This window comes from Butyricimonas faecihominis, assembly GCF_033096445.1.
Taxonomy (GTDB): domain Bacteria; phylum Bacteroidota; class Bacteroidia; order Bacteroidales; family Marinifilaceae; genus Butyricimonas; species Butyricimonas faecihominis.
The window spans coordinates 3083939-3103810 of the sequence record NZ_AP028155.1 but is presented as its reverse complement, the minus strand read 5'-3'; the positions used below and the strand labels follow the sequence as shown (position 1 = coordinate 3103810).

The window sequence follows — 19872 nt, the reverse complement described above, 5'->3', positions numbered from 1 at the left end:
TTATAAACCCTTTAAACTGAAACAAAGTTATGAAAAAAAATCCACCTAACGTGTGGGTACGACCACATTGTGTCAGAAAAATGTTACAAGTCATGAAACTAGCTTTACTTTTTGTGGTGTTGTTTTTCACCTCGGCGAGTGCGTTTACCCAACGGGTGAGCCTTTCGGTGAAAGCGGAAACGACGTTGAACGAGGTGCTAAAACAAGTGAAGGATCAAACGGGAGTTCGGATTTTGTATGATGCCGGGAAGATGAAACGTGTGCCGTGTCGGGAGATGAAGATTACCGATATGGAGATCGCGGAGGCATTGAAGCAAATTTTGAAAGATACCCGTTTTGAGTTTTTCGAGGAAGGTGGGGTGTTTATCGTGCGGGAGGCTTCATTACAACAGGCGAAAGTGATTCGTCTTGTAGGAAAGGTGACGGACGAGAAGAAACAACCGCTACCGGGAGTGACCGTTCAGTTGAAAGGATTTTCAGTTGGAACAGCGACAAACGGGGAGGGAAGGTATCAATTGTCTATTCCGAATGCCCCGGAGAAGTTTTCTTTAGTTTTTTCTTTTGTTGGGATGGTTTCACAAGAGATCGTTTATGCTGGGAAAGACACGATCGACGTGGTGATGAAGGAGGACGTGGAGACGTTGGACGACGTGGTTGTCACCGGTTACATGACCTTGGACAAGAGTAAGTACGTGGGAGCGATTAACAAGGTGTATGCGAGAGATATTATGATCCCGGGGGAAAGTACAATTGACCAGATGTTGCAGGGGGTGATTCCGGGAATGGCGGTACGGATAACTTCCGGAATGGTCGGTTCGACTCCTAAGATCAGAATCCGGGGAACATCAACGTTGTTAGGTAGTCAGGACCCGGTATGGGTGGTGGATGGGGTCATCCAGCGAGACCCGCTTCCGATCAGCGAGACGGATGCCTCTCTTTCCAGTGATTTGGATAACCTACGGGATATTGCCGCTAATGCGATTTCTTGGTTGAATCCCTCGGATATAGAGTCGTTGACCGTGTTGAAGGATGCGTCGGCAACTGTCATCTACGGTTCGAAGGCGGCGAACGGCGTGATCGTGATCAACACGAAAAAGGCGCAGTCAGGGTCCGCATCCTTTTCCTATTCGGGAAGTTTCAGTATTGGTCAGCGTCCGCGTTACGGGTTATACAACCAGATGAATTCACGGGAATTGATGGAGTTTTCCAAGGAGATGTACGAGGATCGGGTGCGCTATCCCAGTGCCATATTGCCTATCGGGTATGCCGGGTTGGTTCAGAAGCTGACGAACAAGGAGATTACTCACGAGCAGTTGGAGACGGAGTATAACAAGATGGCAAACAATAACACGGATTGGTTTGATCTTTTGTTTCGTAATTCTTTTAATCACAAGCATAATTTGAGTATTACCGGGGGATCGGAGAAAATAGCCAGTCGAGCTTCTATCGGTATTACCGAGGAAAAAGGCGAGGCCAAGGGAAATGAAGGGAAGACGTTTACCGGTAGTTCGAACACGGTGTTACAGTTGATCCCGAACCTGAGGATTAGCTTGAACCTGAACGGTAGTTACCGGGAGATGTTCGGTTTCGCTTACGGCGTGAGCCCGTTTAGTTACGCGTATAACACGGCGCGGACGATTCCGCTACGTAACGAGGATGGCACGTTGTACTATCACGAGAAATGGGGAGGTTCCAGTACGGCTATTTCTGGGAAGAGCTGGTACGGGTATAATATCTTGAATGAGATAAATAACACGGGGAACGAGAACCGGTCGAAGATGGTGTCTTCGAGTCTTGATGTTTCGTGGAAGATTTTGCCTTATTTGGAGTATCAAGGGTTGGTTTCTTACACGGTGAGTTCCTCGGAGGTGAAGTCGTATGCCACGGAATATTCCAATTATATTACCTCTCTTCGGGGTTACGAGGTGGGTGAGGTGACGGCGAATAGTAATGAAGAGAAGATGACGCAGTTACCTTTTGGTGGTTTACTGGTGACAGAAAATGCCACGACAAACACGTGGTCGGTCCGGAATAGTCTGGTATTTAATAAATTATTCAAGGAAGTGCATAGCGTGACGTTACAGGTGGGATTTGAAGTTTCTTCCAACACGGCGACCGGTTCGAGAAATACACGTTATGGTTATTTGCGTTACCGGGGAGAGGCTTTCGCGTCGGTCCCGACGACCTATACCACGGTGTATAATGCCGTGGCACAACAGAATCCTCTTTTGAATACCATGAGGACCGCGTCATCCGTGACGAACCGGGAGAATAATTATGTCAGCGAGTTTCTGACGGCGGTATATTCTTTTGATAACCGGTATGTCGTGAATTTTAATGCCCGTTTGGATGCGTCCAATCGTTTCGGACAGGATAAGAACGATCGTTTCGAACCGACTTGGTCTATCGGGGCGAAGTGGAGAGTGGGTAGCGAGTCGTTTGCCCGGAACTGGAATTGGATGGAATCTTTGGATATATCCGGGTCTTACGGTTACCAAGGAAATTCGGTGGAGGAGGTGTCTCCTTATTTGATCGCCAGTGACGGTGGATTGAGTCAATTTTATAACCAGTATACGTTGAATATAAAGTATTTGCCTTACGAGAAGCTGGGTTGGGAGAAAACGAAATCTTGGAATGCCAGCGTGGATCTTTCTTTTTTGAAGGGGCGGATGAACGTGGTGTTCAATGCTTACGGGAAAAAGAGTGATGTTATCGCTTCCCGGCAGGTTCCGGGGGAGAACGGGATGTTGAATTCCAGAATTTTCGGAACGGAAATGGATAACAAGGGGTACGAGGTGACGGTTAATTTTATTCCAGTTCGCACACAAGATTGGACTTGGTCATTCTCCGTGAACACGGGAAAAGTGACGAATGAGATTTCGGATAATGAACGAGTGAACAAGTTGGAAGATTTCTTGGACGGTTCGGCGGTCTTGAATGGAAAGTCGTATAATTCATTCTATTCTTTCCGATATAAGGAGTTAAGTCAGGAGAATGGTGAACCTTTGTTCCATAACATGGATATTGAGAAGACGAATGATTTCACGGAGTTCTTGGTGCGTAGCGGGAATTTTGATTCTGATTTCACGGGAGGTTTCAACACGCAGGTGAGGTATAAACGCTTGTCGTTTACCATGCAGTTTGCGATGCAGTTTGGAGGGCAGGATCGCTTGCCAGAGTTGTATACCGGTACGTTGAAAGGTGTTCCGGGGCCGCAGGAGAATGTTTCGCGCCAGTTGAAGAAACGTTGGCGGAAGGCGGGAGATCAGACGAATATCCCGGCGGTACCGAATTATAATAGTGCAAGTTCGTTTGGCTATGTTATGTTACCCGTGTTGTCGGGAACGAGTTCGATGACTCCTTATGCCATGTACAGCCAGTCGGATTTGCGAGTGGCCGACACGGATTTGATCCGTTGCCGTCAAATATCGCTTACGTATAGCGTGGGTGAAAGTATTTTAAGGGTTCTTCACTTGAAGTACGCGAGTATCAGTTGGAGCATGAGTAACCCGTTTATGATTGCTTTTGATAAGGCATGGAAGGGGTTGGACCCGGAGACGAAGGATTGGCCTGCACGACGGACGACGTCTCTTTCTTTGAACGTGACCTTTTAACGAGTGAAACCGATAAACGATATGAAAATGAAAGAAAGAATTTTATTGATAATATGTGCGTTGGGAATCCTGACGACGTCTTGTTCCGATTTTTTGGACTCCAAGTCTCAGGATGAGGTGATTCCTAAAACAACAAAAGATTTTAGTGAATTGTTGTTGGGATCGGGTTATCCTTCTCCCATTAATTCCCATCCCTTGGCCCTGACCGGATATATGGATGATGATGTTGACTCGGATTTGAGAAATAGTATGGCCGGTAGCGATTTGGCTAAAGGGGTTTTTCCGGTTTTCACGTGGCAGAGTGATGCGGAAAGGTACGAGGGATCGATTATGAGCCCGGAACTGGCGTCTACTCCTTATTATTTGATGTATGAGCGGATCAAGGGGTGTAATGCCGTGTTGGATTATATCGATGAGGCTATCGGGACGCAACAGGAGATAAATCATATAAAAGCGGAGGCTTTGTCGGTGAGGGCGTTGTTGTATTTCTGGTTGGTGAATCTTTATGGAGAGCCTTACACGGAGAACCCACAGGCGGCAGGTGTTCCTTTGAAACTCTCTTCTTCGGTGGAAGAGGTTAGCGTGCCCCGTGTAACGGTGGAGCGAGTGTACGAGCGGATTTTGGACGATTTGACGGAAGCGGCGGATTTGTTCGGGACGGAGAGTCGTGTGACCACGGATTTCAGAATTAACCGACCGACGGTGGAGATACTTCTTTCACGGGTGTATCTTTACACGGGAAAATGGAAAGAGGCGGTTGAATCGGCCACGGAAGCGATCCGGATTGGTGGAAAGTTGGCAGATTTGACGGCGATCGAGAAGAATGGTGCTTTTGCTTGTGTCAGGTATTCTTCGCCGGAGGTGACTTGGATGTATGGTGGAGAGGGTATGGGTTTTTATGTTGAGAATGGTTTGAATATGGCAAAAGAGTTGGAGGAAGGTTATGGTGCTAACGACCGACGGGTGGATCTTTATTATGCATATGATGAACTTAGAGGGCATTATTATCTTCAAAAAACGGGGACTTCTGCATCGGGGGACCTTGGGGATGCTCCAAAACAGGCGATACGTCTTTCGGAGGCTTACTTGAACCGGGCAGAGGCTTACGTGTTGTGGGACAATAAGGTGACGGAGGCATTGAAGGATTTGAACGAGTTGCGTCGGAATCGTATCGAGGGGTATTCGGATGTATCGATTAGTGACCCCGTGTTGTTGTTGGAGGAAATTCGCAAGGAACGTCGTTTGGAGTTGGCTAGAGAAGGCCATCGTTGGTTGGATTTGCGTCGTTACGGGATGCCTTCTATTAAGCATACGTGGTTGCCGGGAGAAGGGCTGACTTTGCAGACTTTCGTGTTGAAGGCGAAGGACCCGATGTACACGCTACCATTGCCGGAATCCGTATTGGGTGTGAACCCGGCTTTGACTCAGAATGCTTCGGCGAATACCCCGGAGCGTAAAGCAGAATGATGTATAGGAACGATTAAAAGAATTCATGATGAAAAAAAGATATGTAATAGGTATGTTTATCGGGAGTGTTCTCTTTTGCTCGTGTGCTAAGGACTCGGCACTGGGACCGGATGTTGCACTTGAACGGGATTATGTGTTACCCCAAGGGAAATCCCCGCAGGCAGATGGTAGGATCGTGGATTTGTACGAGAAGTATGGTTCTTATTTCTTGTATGATTTTACCCTGTTGGATTTGAATTGGAATCAGGTGGCTAATTCGACTAGCTATAAGCTGGCTTTGGGTGATCCGGCTTATGCGGGAGATATGTTGGATTTGCTGGGCGAGGTGTGGTTGCAGTTTTACCCGGAAGAGTTCCTGAAAAAGAATTTGCCGTACCGGGTTTTTATGGCAGACACGATTTATCAGGTGTTGAGCTATATGGATCGCCCGATAGAATGTGCGAAAACGGGTGATAATTCGTTGGCTTTCGGTTATATGAATGCGGACACGAAGAAGAAGACGGCTGCCGAGAAGTTGGCGTTGAAGAACACGGTGCAGATGTTGTTTTTTGATTTGTTGCAGGTGCGGAAGGCTGTATCGATACCGGAGGAGTTTTACAAAATCAGCGATTATTCAACGAAAGCAAGCTCTGATCCCAATGATGATGATTACGCACGTAAACGAGGATTCGTGGCAAACCCTCAATACGGGAATGAATGGTGTACCTACGTTAATTGGCAGACAAAGACGTTGTTGCAGTCGGATGATTTGACGTATTTTTTGGCAAGTATTCTTTGCCGGACGTCCACCCAGTGGGCCAGTGATTTGACTTACCCGTTGGTGAAGGAGAAGTATGATATTTTGGTGAATCATTTCAAGAAAGAGTATAATATTGATTTGGCGAAGATAGGTAACAAGACTTACTAGTATCAAGAATTTATAAAGTCCATAAAGTTTGTAAAGTTTATCAAGTGACGGGAACCCTGTAAACGAGGTTTTTGGAGCTTGTAAACTTTATAAACAGGGGGAGTGTTGTCTTTACATTAAGGGAATAGATGTTTGAATTATAAAATTATTGTATGGAAAAATCAGTTGTAAGAGTAGAAAATCTGTCTCATCGTTACAATGTGCAGTGGGCTATCCGGGATATTAATTTCGAGATAGATCAGCGGGGGGTTGTGGGATTGCTGGGATCGAACGGGGCTGGGAAGTCCACCACGATGAATATTATTTGCGGGGTGTTGAAACAAACGCAGGGGGAGGTTTACGTTGACGGTATTAATTTTAGGGAGAATCCGGTGGAGGCTAAAAGGAATATTGGTTTCTTGCCCCAGAAACCACCCTTGTACATGGATTTTACTGTGGATGAGTATCTCACGTATTGTGCGGATCTGCGAATGGTGGATAAGATGGATGTGAAAAAGGCGGTTGACGAGGCGAAAGCCCGGTGCGGGATTTCACATTTCAGCAGTCGGCTGGTACGGAATTTATCGGGAGGGTATCAACAGCGTGTGGGAATCGCGCAGGCGATCGTGCATAATCCCAAGTTCGTGGTGCTGGACGAGCCGACGAATGGACTGGACCCGAACCAGATCGTGGAGGTGCGGCATTTGATTAAAGAGATTGCCGAGGAGCGTTCCGTGCTTTTGTCCACGCATATCCTTTCAGAGGTACAGGCTACCTGTGAAGAAATTAAGATGATAGAACAAGGTCAGCTGGTCTTTTCGGGTACGTTGGATCAGTTTGATAATTATATACAGCCGAACACGATCATGGTAACGTTGGCAAATCCCCCCGCTGAGGCAAGCCTTATTTGGGAGGGAGTGAGTAACGTGGAGAGGGTTACGGATCACCGGTTCCGTTTGCGTTATGACGGATGCCGGGAGACGGCGAGAAGGGTGGCGGAGCAGAGCGTGAACCGGGGCTGGGGATTGGAAGAGTTGGTGGTGGAGAAGAGTTCCATGGACGAGGTGTTTGCTAAATTATCCGGCAAGGCGAATGGTGAAGGGAAAAGATAAGATATAGGTCAAAAGAAATTAAGTATATTATGAGAAGAATATTGAAAATAGCGAAAGCAGAGTTATTTACTTTGTTTTATTCCCCGGTAGCTTGGCTGATCCTTGTGGCCTTTACCGTTCAAGTCGGATTGAAGTTCACGGGGTTGATGGCGGATTTCGTTTACCGGGAAGATATGGGGTTCGGGAATGGATTTTTGACGGCGAATTTGTTGGGGGGTATGTTCGGGTTGTATAACACGGTACAGCAGTATTTGTACCTTTATATGCCTTTACTGACCATGGGGTTGATGAGCCGGGAGTTTAGTAGCGGGTCGATCAAGTTGCTGTATTCTTCACCGGTGACCTCGTCTCAGATTGTCATGGGTAAGTTCTTGGCGATGATGGCTTACGGGTTGGTGTTGTTGGGAACGTTAATCCTGTATATCGGTTACGCGGCTTGCGTGGTGGATAATTTTGCTTTTGCTGAGGCGTTATCCGGTTTGCTGGGGTTGTATTTGTTGTTATGTGCTTACGCGGCTATCGGACTTTTTGTTTCGTGCCTAACTTCCTATCAGGTGGTTGCGGCTATCGGGACGTTGATTATTCTGGCCGTACTGAATTACATGAATCAAGTGTGGCAGGATATAGCGTTTGTTCGGGACATCACGTATTGGTTGTGTCTTTCCGGGCGTACGAACGAGATGATCAGCGGTTTGTTGTGTAGTGAAGATATTTTGTATTTCGTGATCGTGATTTCCATGTTCCTGTTGTTGAGTATCTTGAAATTGCAGTCCACGAGACAGCGGGTTTCTTTTTCCATGGTTTGGGGAAAGTATCTTGGCGTGGTGGTGATTGCGATGTTGTTGGGATTCGTGACGTCTCGTCCCGTGATGATGTGCTATTATGATGCGACGGAGACGAAACGGAATACCTTGACGCCTAACAGTCAGGAGGTCATGAGCAAGTTGGAAGGAGGAATGACGATTACCACGTATGTCAATTTTTTGGATCGGGATTATTATATCGGGATGCCCAATATGGTAAATTCGGATTTGGAGAGGTTTAAGCAGTATTTGCGGTTTAAGCCGGAGATCAAGATGAAGTACGTGTATTATTACGATTCGGTTTCTAATAATCCTTGGTTGGACGTGCGATTTCCGAATACGACGGCAAAGGAGAAAGCAGAGCAATTGGCGGATATGCGTGATTTGAATTTTAAGATGTTTATGGCACCCGAAGAGTTGAAGAAGAAGGTGGATTTGTCGGACGAGGGGAATCGTTTTGTGCGAATCGTAGAACGGGAGAATGGGCAAAAGGCTTTCCTGCGTCTGTTTGATGATATGATGAAGTTCCCGAGTGAGGCGGAGATGGCCGTGACATTTAAACGGTTTACCATGAAATTACCGAAAGTCGGGTTCTTGACCGGACATGGAGAACGTTCGATTGATTCGGACCGGGCGAAGGATTATCTTTTCTTTTCGCAATTGAAGAATTTCCGTTATTCTTTGATTAATCAAGGGTTTGACGTGGAGAATGTTTCTCTTGCCGGAAGTTCGGATATTCCGGATGATATTGAGATCGTGGTGATTGCCGATCTGACAAAGCCTTTGGAGCCGGGGGAACAGGAAAAGTTAGATAGGTATATCGCCCGTGGAGGGAATTTGGTGATTGCCGGAGAGGTGGGAAGACAGGATGTTATGAATCCTCTTGTGGAGCAGTTCGGGGTTCGTTTTTTGCCGGGAGTTTTGGTACAGGTGAAACAGGATATTCAACCGGATTTGATGATCGTGAATGCCACGCCGGAGGCGGGAGAGATGTCTTATTTCTTTCAGGAGATGTTGATCGGCCGGAATGCGAAGATCGTGATGAACGGGGCCGCGGGATTGGCCTACACGGAAGATCGGGGATTTAAGGTGACGGAGATTTTGCGGACAGATACGACCGGATGCTGGAACGAGATGGAGACGAGGGATTTCGTGAATGATAGCGTGATTCTTAATACGGCGGCCGGAGAGGTGGAGGCGATGTACCCGGTGGCACTGGCTCTTTCCCGGAAGGTGGGCGATCGTGAGCAAAGGATTATGATTCTTGGGGATGCGGATTGTATCAGTAATGAAGAGTTTTCTATCCGTAGGAATTTACGGGTGATGACGGCCAATTATACTTTGGTTACAGGTACGTTCTATTGGCTCTCTGATGAAGAGGCGCCTATTGATGTTCGTCGCCCCATGGGAACGGATAATAAGATACACTTGAGCCGGAAAGCGATGCCTTATTTGAAGACAGCGTGTATGGGAATTGTACCCGCTATATTGCTGATTTGGGGCGTGGTGTTGTGGATGAGGAGAAAGCGGAAATAAGTAGTATGGAATTGTCAAGATGTTGTGTGAACCCCCCAAAGTTCGATAAGAGCTTTTGGGGGTGTTTTGTGTTTCTTTGAATTTATGATATATTTTTTGTTTTTTTTGATTGAAAAATCATAGCTTTGTCATAAAATAATGTGGGCAAACAATTATTAGAGATACATGGGTATGCAACCAGAAGAGTTTATAGACCAGATAAATAGAAAGCAAATGCCGGCTTTCCGTGAGTTGTTTGGTTCATTCTATCGCTATCTGGTATTATATGCTATGCGTTATGTGAGACAGCAGGAAGTGTCGGAAGATATTGTGCAGGAGGTTTTTATTGCTATTTGGGAGAGTGATAAAAAGTATAATTCATATCATGGATTCCGGGCATTTTTGTATGATTCGGTCAAAAATCGTTGCTTGAATTATTTAAAGCACCAAGAGGTTGAACGGCGGCATGCAGAGATTTTATTGCAGGAGCAGGATGAAGAGGACGAAGATTATCGGTTAATGCGTGAGGAGATGTACCGGGCGTTGCATCGGGCCGTGGATGAATTGCCGGAGCGTTGTCGGCAGGTGTTCAAATTGCATTTGGAAGGTAAGAAAAATGAGGAAATTGCTCAAGTATTGGAACTTTCCGTGGAAACGGTGAAAACACAGAAAAAGAAAGCGATGTATTTTCTGCGTGAACGATTAGGTAAGTCGTATTGTTTGTTAATTGTATTGAATATCATATCTTTATAAGATGTCGTGCATCTTTTTTGATTATTTTTCAAAAAAAGATGAATTTAGGGTACCTCGTTTTTGTGTCATGGTTGTATATGATGCAAAAATTATGAAATGAAGAATCATTGTCCCGATAGAATTGTTCACTTGTTACAGTTGTACTTGCTTGGAGATATAACCAAGGAGGAACGGCAGGAATTAGAGAAATGGTGTGAAGAGAAGGCTCGAAATAGAAGATTTTTTGAACAAGTTTGCCAAGAGGATTTATTTTCAAAGGAACGGGTTGTTTATGAAAAGATAGATGATAAAAAGGCATTGTATGCTTTTGAAAAACGTGTGGGAAAAGTTTCTCCGAGAGGTATTGGTCGTTGGTGGAAATATGCGGCCGTGTTATTATTTCCTATTTTAGTTGTCGGATCATGGAGGTTGATCCATGAAATGGAGCAAGTTCCTGTAGTGACATCGTCTGTTACACGAATTCAACCGGGGTGTTCACAAGCAGTACTTGTTTTGGATGATGGGCGTAAGGTGTTTTTGAAAGAAGAGGAAGAGGGCGTGATTTCGGAAGATAAGGAGATAACGGTTACCGGAGAAAAAGATCGTTTAGTATATACTTCTTCCGTGGAAAAAGGTATGGATGAGCTTCGTTTTAATGAACTTGAAGTTCCTCGTGGCGGGGAATATAAGGTGAAGTTGGCAGATGGAACATTGGTATATTTGAATTCGGCTACTCGAATTAAATATCCTGTTAAATTTGATGGAAAAGAGCGTAAGGTGTATTTATCAGGGGAAGCTTATTTTGAGGTAACGAAAGATGCAGAACGTCCATTTTTGGTAGAAATGGAAGGCGTGGAGATTCGGGTGTATGGGACTTCTTTTAACGTTAACACTCATCAGGAGGGGAACATTCAAACCGTATTGGTTAAGGGGAGTGTGGGGGTCAAGATTTTGGCATCAGGAGAGGAGAGTATGATAAAGCCTGGGCAGATGGCCGAGTTTAAGCAAGGAAGTCGAAAGATTGATGTGAAAGAGGTAAATGTAGCAGTTTATACGGATTGGAAGGACGGCATTTTCCGTTTTGAAAATCAGAGGTTGGAAGATATTCTCACTGTTTTGTCGAACTGGTATGATGTGGATGTTTTTTATCAAACTGTTTCCGTGAAAGAGCTACATTTTTCGGGGTATATGGAACGGTATAAAGATGTCAGTGTAATTTTGGAGGCGATTACCTTATCAACAGGGGTAACGTTTTCTGTTCAAGGAAAGACGATTATTGTATCAAAATAAAAACGGAAAGTATTTGGCGTACTTCCCGTTTGTAATTAAGTACAACAAAAACTATTTGGCGTAGTTTCTTGTTGAGGTATTAATAACTTTAAGTACAAATGTATGAAAAAAAAACGATTGTGCCAGTCTTTTTTTAAAAGACCATGGCGTAAAATTTTAGTAATTATGAAACTGTTTTTTTTACTCACTTGTTGCTTTACGCTTTCGTTGTCAGCCAATAGTTTGGCTCAACAGGAACGCGTGAGCTTGAAAATGAAGAACGTGGGTGTGGAGAAGTTATTTGATGAAGTTCAACGTCAGACGAAGCTTTATTTCTTGTTTAATATAGAGCAAGTAAAGCAATTGGGAAAGATTTCTTTGGACGTGAACAATGAAACTGTGGAATCGGTGTTGATATCTGTTTTTAAGAATTCAGATTTGACATACGTTTTTAACGGAAATATGATTGTTGTGCGACCTAGGGATGTCCAAGAGGATAAGGAAATAAAGAAGATCGTTATAACGGGAAAGGTTTCTGACGAGAAAAAACATCCTCTTCCCGGGGTTACCGTGCAGATGAAGGGCGTTGCTATCGGAACGGCAACGGACCACGACGGGAAATACTCGTTGACGATTCCGAATGCCCCGAAGAAGTTCACGTTGGTGTACTCTTTCGTGGGTATGGTTACCCAAGAGATTACGTATGCCGGGAAGGATACTATTAATGTCGTGATGAAGGAGGATGTGGAGACATTGGAAGATGTGGTGGTGACGGGTTTTAGTAATATCCGTTCATCTAGTTTTACGGGAAATGCCGTTACGGTAAAAAAGGAGGATCTGCTTAAGGTGTCAAAGACGAACGTGATCAAGGCTCTTCAATCATTCGATCCCTCGTTCCGAATTAAGGAGAATAATCGTTGGGGATCAGATCCGAATGCGTTGCCCGAGGTGTATATCCGTGGTGAATCCGGTATTGGAGTGAAGCAGTTGGAAAGTGATGCATTGGCGAAATCCAACTTGGTGGACAATCCGAATTTGCCGACTTTTATTATGGATGGTTTTGAGGTGAATGTTTCCAAATTATATGATATGGATCCGAATCGGATTGAATCAATCACAATCTTGAAAGATGCGTCAGCAACAGCTCTTTATGGTTCTCGTGCAGCTAATGGCGTGGTGGTGATCACGACGGTAACTCCAAAAGCTGGTAAATTGAATGTTGATTATAATTTTGTGGGAGATGTGATTGTTCCGGATTTGACTGATTACAATTTGTTGAATGCTAGAGAGAAATTGGAAGTAGAGCGTTTGGCAGGTTGCTTTGTGGTGGATGAGAACGATTCGTATACGGACCCTTACAATTTGAAAAAGGAGTACAATGAGAAATTGGCGAACGTGACAAAAGGCGTGAATACTTATTGGCTGTCGAAGCCGTTACAAACCGTGTTTAACCACAAGCATAGTGTGTACGTTGACGGTGGTGGTGAGAATGTACGTTTTGGTATAGAGCTGCTATACGCTAATCAAGACGGTGTGATGAAAGGATCTTTGCGTGACCGTGTAAGTGCCGGGTTCTCACTTCAATATACTTACAAGACGTTTATGTTGAAAAACCAACTATCCTACCAGCGGGTTCGGTCGGAGGAATCACCTTATGGCGATTTTTCTGATTATGCAAAGCAGTTGCCTTACGACGAGTATAAGGATGAGAACGGGCAATATGTCAAAACGATGAGATATTGGGGGACAGGCGGTGATATGAATCGCCCGAATCCGTTGTACGAAGCTGGGTTGAAGAATTTCAACAAATCGGATACAGATGAATTTATTAATAATTTTTCGTTGAATTGGAGCATTGTTAGCGGGTTGTTGTTGAAAGGGCAGTTGAGCTTGACGAAAACGATGGGAGAATCCAAGCGTTTTTATGACCCTCTTTCCCAGCAGCCGGAAAATTTGAATCACTTGTCTGTAGGTAATTTGGCTTCTGGAGCTTTGTATTTGACTCACGATGATGGGTTAACTTGGGATTTGAATGCGACTTTGTCGTACAATAAGGTTTTGAATAATCACATGATTAATGCTTTGGCTGGTGTTAACATGCAAGAGACTAAGTCTGATTCTGATAATGCAACTTACTTGGGATTCCCTTCCGGTGATTTGTCATCTCCGGAGTACGCCAAGGAAATGTACAATAAGACGGATTTTTCTGAGAGCACTAGGAGATTACTTGGTTTTATTTTCTCTGCAAATTACTCATTCAAAGATATTTATTTAGCTGACATATCGTTGAGAATTGATGGATCCTCTGCTTTTGGTGCGGATAAACGATTCGCTCCTTTCTGGTCATTGGGTTTAGGTGTGAATCTACACAAATATAAATTCTTCCAAGATCTTGGTTTTATAGACCAATTGAAGATACGTGGTTCTTATGGGCAAACGGGTAAAGCGAATTTCCCGGCTTATGCGGCACGCACAATGTACTTGATCTCGACCGATAATTGGTACAAAACGGGAATCAGTACAAAATTACAGGCTCTAGGAAATAAGAATTTGACATGGGAAACGACTAACTCGTTGGATGTTGGAGGAGAGGTGACGCTTTTTAAAGGATTGTTGTATGTTAAGGGGAGCTACTACAACAAGCGGACAATAGATTTGATTAATGATGTGACTGTGCCGACTTCTACCGGTTTTACTTCTTATCGCGATAATATTGGAGAGATTTCCAATAAAGGCTATGAATTCGATTTGAGGGTGTCCGCATTCAGTCGGAATGATTTGTCGGTTGTGTTTAATGCGAATTTAGCTCACAATGTCAATCGAATCGAGAAGATTTCAGAGAGTTTGAAAGCGTATAATGAACGAGTGAAAAAAATGTTTGAGGAGTCTTATGCTTGGGATGACCCGGAAAAGGCCTTGCAATCACAACCTTTCCTTCAATATGAAGAGGGTGGCTCGTTAAGCTCCATCTGGGGCGTACGTTCTTTGGGTATTAATCCTGCTGATGGACAAGAAGTTTTCTTGAATCGAGAGGGACGTCAGACGAAAAGTTGGAGTGCATCCGATCAGGTGGTGCTGGGTACGTCAGAACCGACTGTACAGGGAATGTTCGGTTTTAACGTGGTTTACAAACAATTCAGTTTATTTGCGAACTTTATGTACGAGGCTGGCGGACAGCGTTATAACCAAACGTTAGTGGATAAGGTTGAGAATGTGAATGTTTACACGGATAACGTGGACGAACGAGTACTTACTGGCAGATGGAAAAAAGCGGGTGATCATGCGAAGTATAAAGCGTTGACTTCTGGGCGTGATGGCGTGGAGAGTACTAAGCCGACTTCTAGGTTCGTACAGGATTACAATATGTTGTCGTGGAATTCGTTGGAGTTAGGATATGATATGCCTGCCGATTTGACGAAAAAACTGAACTTGAGTATGTGTCGGTTCACGTTGGGTATGACGGATTTGTTGCATCTTTCCAGCGTGAAGCAAGAACGAGGTACCAGCTATCCTTTTGCTCGTACGGTTTCGTTCTCTGTTAAAATTTCATTATGATATGACGCATGACTAAAATTAGATTTGTTATGAATAAAAAGATATTATTTATACTGGTTATGTGGGGAATGCTTTTTTCTTCATGTACCGATTGGTTGGATGTAACTCCCGAAAATTCTATTGAAGAGGCAGACCTTTTCAAGGAGGCTACTGGGTTTCAAAATGCTTTGAATGGTGTGTATGAGCAGATGGCCAGTACTAAATTGTATGGAAAGGAATTATCGTTTGGTATGTTGGATGCTATGGGACGGGTATGGTGTTTGCAGGGTGAGAATTTTTATAATATCAAAAATTACCATTATTATTATCAAGCTGGAACGTTTGCTTACGATGCAAACGATGATATAAAGGAGGCAATTGATGGAGTATGGAGTACGGCTTATACTGCGATTGCCAATTGTAATAACATCATTAGCAATATTGATAAGTTGACGGGAGAGGATTTTCGCACGGGAGAGCCCGAGCGATTGATGATCAAAGGGGAGGCACTGGCTGCTCGTGCTTGGTTGCACTTTGACTTGTTACGGATGTTCGCACCTGCGCCAAGTTCTAATCCCTCAGGATTGTATATTCCTTATGTTAAAGAGTTTCCGTATTATGGAGGGCAGACACCCTTGACGGTGGAGGAGACTATGGAGGCTATTGAGGTGGATTTGAAAGCAGCACAAGAGATGATTATGGCGTATGACACGTTGGATTTGGCACACAGAGCGATGTTAAGTGGCTATAATCGTTTTAAAGGGGATTTTTCAACTGCCGTGTCCGGAAATGATGGTTCTACCGTGGAGATGTTGCCGTTCTATTATTATCGCGGTTATCGAATTAATGCTTTGGCTGTGACAGGATTGATGGCACGTTTTTATAGCTATTGGGGAGGAGACAAACATTCTCTTGCTGCGGCAAATGCACAAAAGGTTGTGGATTTCCTAGTGTATCCCGAGGAGAAAAGACCGGCTTTGGAGTATGTGAGTATTGACGCCCGTTGGAATCCGGATTTCAAATTTTCCGAAGACTTAATTTTTTGCTTGTCTTACCCGACACTGATGACGGATTACACGGAGTTTGCAACTTCTTCTAGTAATGCTTGTTTGACGATCAGTAAATATGATGAAATTTGGAATGATGATTTTGCTGATGCCGGGGACTATCGATTGGTGATGATTTATGATGATCAAGGAGACTATATGCCATTGAAGAATGTACCTTCTAAAACAGGTGATGCGGAGGTACTTGCGAAAATTGAGGATATGGTTCCTATGATTCGTATGAGTGAGATGCACTTTGTGTTGGCAGAGTATTACGCTTCTATCGGTCAATGGGCAAAAGCTGCCGAGTTTATCACTAAGGTACGTGTAGGACGGAATTGTGACGGTTCCGTGGATTTGGGTATCACGGATATGGAAACGTTCAAGGCTCGTTTGTTGGGAGAGGTTCGCCGGGAGTTCTTCGCCGAGGGACAAACTTTCTTTTATTACAAGAAATATGGAGAAAAGCTGATTAAGGATATGAATCTAGATTCATTTGTAGTTCCCACGCCAGATAGTGAAAATATTCATTAATTATTGTAGCAGAAATTATGAAAAATAAAGATATAATGTATACTTTGTTGCTGGGGCTGCTTGCGGCATTGAGTTTAGTGAGTTGCGACAAGCAGGAGATAGAAACATATCATGCGAATCGTTCGTTATTTTTTGAACGTTGGAAACAAACGTCGGCCACTGCTCGGGAACGGATCGATACCGTGGGGTACTCTTTTTCACATTACGTGGGAGAGACAGAGTTGACGCACGAGTTTCAGATCAAGTTGATCGGTGCATTGTTGGAGGAGGACACGGAATACCGGGTGAGCGTGGTGGACTCGTTGACAACTGCTACTGGGGATCAGTATTCGCTTCCGGAAAAACTGATGTTTCATAAGGGGATGGCTTCGGATGTGTTGCCTGTAACGTTGAAAAAAGCTCCGTCGTTGAAAGATAAACAAGTGTATCTAACGTTGCGGTTAGTGGCAAACGAGAATTTTGGTTTGGGTTACACGGGATATTCGGATGTGAAGATTCGATTTAACGATCAAGAAGTAATACCGTTGTGGTGGACACAAGAAGTTACGGATGCATATCTTGGCAAGTATTCTTTCAAGAAGTTGGAGACCATAATTGCTGCTAATGAGGGATTCTCGACATTTGAGGGCCTTAGTGATACCGAAAAACGAAAAATTGCATTGAAAACGAAAGCGTACATCCTCGCCAATAATATCAAAGAAGAAAATGGAGACCCGATGGAGATCCCGATGTATTAATTTGTAAATGGAAAGATGGTATGAAGAAGATATATATAACTTTTTTATTGTTTGTGGTAGCTGTGATGTCCGGTTGCTATGAAGATAAGGGAAATTATGATTACAAAAACATCAATGAATTGGAAATTACTTTCGAGAAACCAACTTATTCGGTGACTTTTGGGGAATCATTGAGTATTACGCCCGATTTCAATCTTGAACTTCCGGAGGAGTCAGACCGCTACACGTATAACTGGTACGTGAACGGGAATATGCGACCGGAGTGGAATCAACGTGATTTTAATTGGGCGGTGGACACTATTTTTAAAGACGGTAAGGTGGTATTGGAGGTGACGGATACCAAATATGGCATCACGTACATGAATCGTGCATCACTTGACGTGGTGGGGATTTTTGAGAATAATTATTCGTGGATGATTTTGTCGGATGTGGAAGGCGAATCACGCTTGTCTTACTTTTCGAATTTGGAGTATGATAGTGATGCTGAAGAGTTTAAAAAAGTGAAGTTCTATGACGATGTTTACGTCATGGCAAATGATGGAAAATTGGGAACAGGTCCTATTGCACTACAGGAGCATTTTCGGGCGCAGGTAGATTATGAGACGATAATCGGTAATGTTTGCGTGTTCCAAGAGAGTGGTGCTGTGGATTTAAGTGGAGAATCATTCGAGAAACAGATTGACATGGTGGAATCGTTTGATGGGGGCGTCTACCCAGCGGGAGCAATTATTTATCCCGGTACGTTCATGGACCGGGTGGATGTACTGGCCGATCAGAAGGGACAGTTGTACTCCCGTTTTCGGGCAGTAGCGACTGTATACAATTCCGAGTATTTCTTGCAGACCCCGCTTTCTTTTGAAGGAGAGACGTTGGAGCAATGTCGGGTGGCCCGTGGATTTTATCGGGCAAATCGTACGGGATATGCCGTAGTGTATGATGGAAAGAACAAGCGGATGCTTTACACGGTGAATAGCGATTATTGGGATGATATTGCTGGAGCCGGCAGATTTGTAGCATTGCCAGCCCGGGGGATTGAGAACACAGAGGAGGATGTGATTGTTCCACTAGATAATATGGAAGGTTACGAGTTGATTAAGATGGGGATGTTTGGATATGGGGCGCTTGAAGATTGGACAAATCAATATGGAATTTATCTATTGTTGAGAGAGGAAAGTACTGATAAGGTATTTTTGGAATTGATTCGTTTGAAGGGATCTTCTGCTCGTCCGGTGCTACAAGAGGTGTTATTACACGAGATAAAAGGGTTGCCAGAGGTGCCGTCAACAGTGACGGTGCCGTTGGATAAGCCGGAGTATGCGTTCTTTGGGGCGGGCAATAATGTCTACTTCCTAGATCTTAAAAACCCGAAGAATTCGGTAGTCTTGTATAAGAGTTTTGGGGCAAAGGTGACAGCAATTAATGCTGAATCAATGTACAACAAACATATGGCTGTGGGGCTTGAGAATGGGGAATTCTACATATTGTTTATTCGTGAAGCCAAAAATGTGGCAGAGGAGAAAAAAGTGCTTTACCCGAAAGGAGCCTATCCGGCAGACCAGAGAGTGGGTCGGATAGTGGATATCCAATATAAGCAATTAGATCATTGGAATTATTAATCAGGGATAAATTAGGATGGGATACTTTTCTTGCAGGTCGTATGTGCCTGCAAGAAATCCCTAATAAAGAGTAAATATGGGAAGTTCGATTGTATCAGTAAAAAATCTGTCTCATCGCTATAGTGTGCAATGGGCGATAAAAGATATTAGTTTTGATATCACTAAGAAGGGGGTGATGGGCTTACTGGGATCTAATGGAGCCGGCAAGTCAACTACAATGAATATTATTTGTGGAGTTTTGAATCAGACAGAAGGGGAAGTTTTTATTAATGGCATTAATTTACGAGAAAATCCTGTAGAGGCTAAAAAGTATATTGGTTTTTTGCCTCAGCAGCCTCCTCTGTATACGGATTTGACAGTGGAGGAGTATTTGCAGAATGCAGCTTTTTTGCGTTTGATGGATAAGTCAGAAGTGAATAAGGCTGTTGATATCGCTTTGGAACGTTGTTCGATTGCGCATTTTCGTAATCGTTTGATCAAGAATCTTTCTGGAGGATATCAACAGCGGGTGGGGATTGCACAGGCCATTGTTCATAATCCAAGTTTTGTGGTGCTGGATGAGCCAACAAATGGACTGGATCCGAATCAAATTGTGGATATTCGTAACCTGATTCGAGAGATTGCGGAAGAACACTCCGTGTTATTGTCTACCCATATATTGTCTGAAGTGCAAGCGATATGTAATGATATAAAAATGATTGATAATGGTCATTTAGTGTTTTCTGGGTCTATGGAAGATTTTGATAATTATATCGCTCCTGATAGTTTTATTATTGAGTTGAATAATTCTCCGGGAAAGGAGGTGCTTGTCCGGTTGGCTCCAAACAAGGGAGTGGAGGCGTTGTCGGAAAACCGTTTTAGAATATTTTTTAACGAGGATAATACGGTTACGGAGAAATATGTTGAAGCGAGCGTAATGAATGATTGGAATTTGAAAGAGCTTGTGGTTGAAAGGTGTAGTTTGGATCAGATTTTTGCACAATTATCCGGAAAAGTAAAATAGCGTG

12 protein-coding genes are annotated in these 19872 nt (G+C 43.9%); all 12 read left to right on the top strand.

Features of this window, described 5'->3' with window-relative positions:
* Positions 1–29 precede the first annotated feature (29 nt).
* The 12 genes from R8806_RS12820 to R8806_RS12765 all read left to right on the top strand — a co-directional run bounded on the left by R8806_RS12820 (position 30) and on the right by R8806_RS12765 (position 19868).
* Positions 30–3614, top strand: a complete 3585-nt coding sequence (locus R8806_RS12820) for a SusC/RagA family TonB-linked outer membrane protein (RefSeq protein ID WP_229783001.1) — start codon at positions 30–32, stop codon at positions 3612–3614.
* Positions 3615–3641: 27 nt separating this feature from the next.
* Positions 3642–5081 (top strand): RagB/SusD family nutrient uptake outer membrane protein, encoded by a 1440-nt coding sequence (locus R8806_RS12815; RefSeq protein ID WP_164719775.1) that lies wholly within the window; start codon positions 3642–3644, stop codon positions 5079–5081.
* Positions 5082–5106: 25 nt separating this feature from the next.
* Positions 5107–5988, top strand: a complete 882-nt coding sequence (locus R8806_RS12810; protein ID WP_124317616.1) for a hypothetical protein — start codon at positions 5107–5109, stop codon at positions 5986–5988.
* Between the two features lie 152 nt (positions 5989–6140).
* The gene (locus R8806_RS12805; protein WP_151412064.1) at positions 6141–7079 is read left to right on the top strand and encodes an ABC transporter ATP-binding protein; all 939 of its coding nucleotides are present in this window, start codon (positions 6141–6143) and stop codon (positions 7077–7079) included.
* A gap of 29 nt (positions 7080–7108) precedes the next feature.
* Positions 7109–9418, top strand: a complete 2310-nt coding sequence (locus R8806_RS12800) for a Gldg family protein (RefSeq protein WP_124316211.1) — start codon at positions 7109–7111, stop codon at positions 9416–9418.
* 165 nt (positions 9419–9583) lie between these two features.
* Positions 9584–10150 (top strand): RNA polymerase sigma-70 factor, encoded by a 567-nt coding sequence (locus R8806_RS12795; protein ID WP_124316212.1) that lies wholly within the window; start codon positions 9584–9586, stop codon positions 10148–10150.
* A gap of 96 nt (positions 10151–10246) precedes the next feature.
* Positions 10247–11419 (top strand): FecR family protein, encoded by a 1173-nt coding sequence (locus tag R8806_RS12790; protein ID WP_124316213.1) that lies wholly within the window; start codon positions 10247–10249, stop codon positions 11417–11419.
* Between the two features lie 165 nt (positions 11420–11584).
* Positions 11585–14953 (top strand): SusC/RagA family TonB-linked outer membrane protein, encoded by a 3369-nt coding sequence (locus R8806_RS12785; protein ID WP_229783000.1) that lies wholly within the window; start codon positions 11585–11587, stop codon positions 14951–14953.
* A 29-nt stretch (positions 14954–14982) separates the two neighbouring features.
* Positions 14983–16512 carry a RagB/SusD family nutrient uptake outer membrane protein gene (locus R8806_RS12780; protein ID WP_164719579.1) on the top strand — a complete coding sequence of 510 codons (1530 nt, stop codon included), beginning with the start codon at positions 14983–14985 and terminating at the stop codon, positions 16510–16512.
* A gap of 17 nt (positions 16513–16529) precedes the next feature.
* On the top strand, positions 16530–17249 hold the full coding sequence (locus R8806_RS12775; protein WP_124316216.1) for a DUF4843 domain-containing protein: 720 nt from the start codon (positions 16530–16532) through the stop codon (positions 17247–17249).
* Positions 17250–17269: 20 nt separating this feature from the next.
* Entirely contained in the window at positions 17270–18865 is a 1596-nt protein-coding gene (locus R8806_RS12770; RefSeq protein WP_124316217.1) for a PKD-like family lipoprotein, read from the top strand.
* 76 nt (positions 18866–18941) lie between these two features.
* Complete coding sequence (locus R8806_RS12765) at positions 18942–19868, top strand: ABC transporter ATP-binding protein (RefSeq protein WP_124316218.1); 927 nt, start codon at positions 18942–18944, stop codon at positions 19866–19868.
* Positions 19869–19872 lie beyond the last annotated feature (4 nt).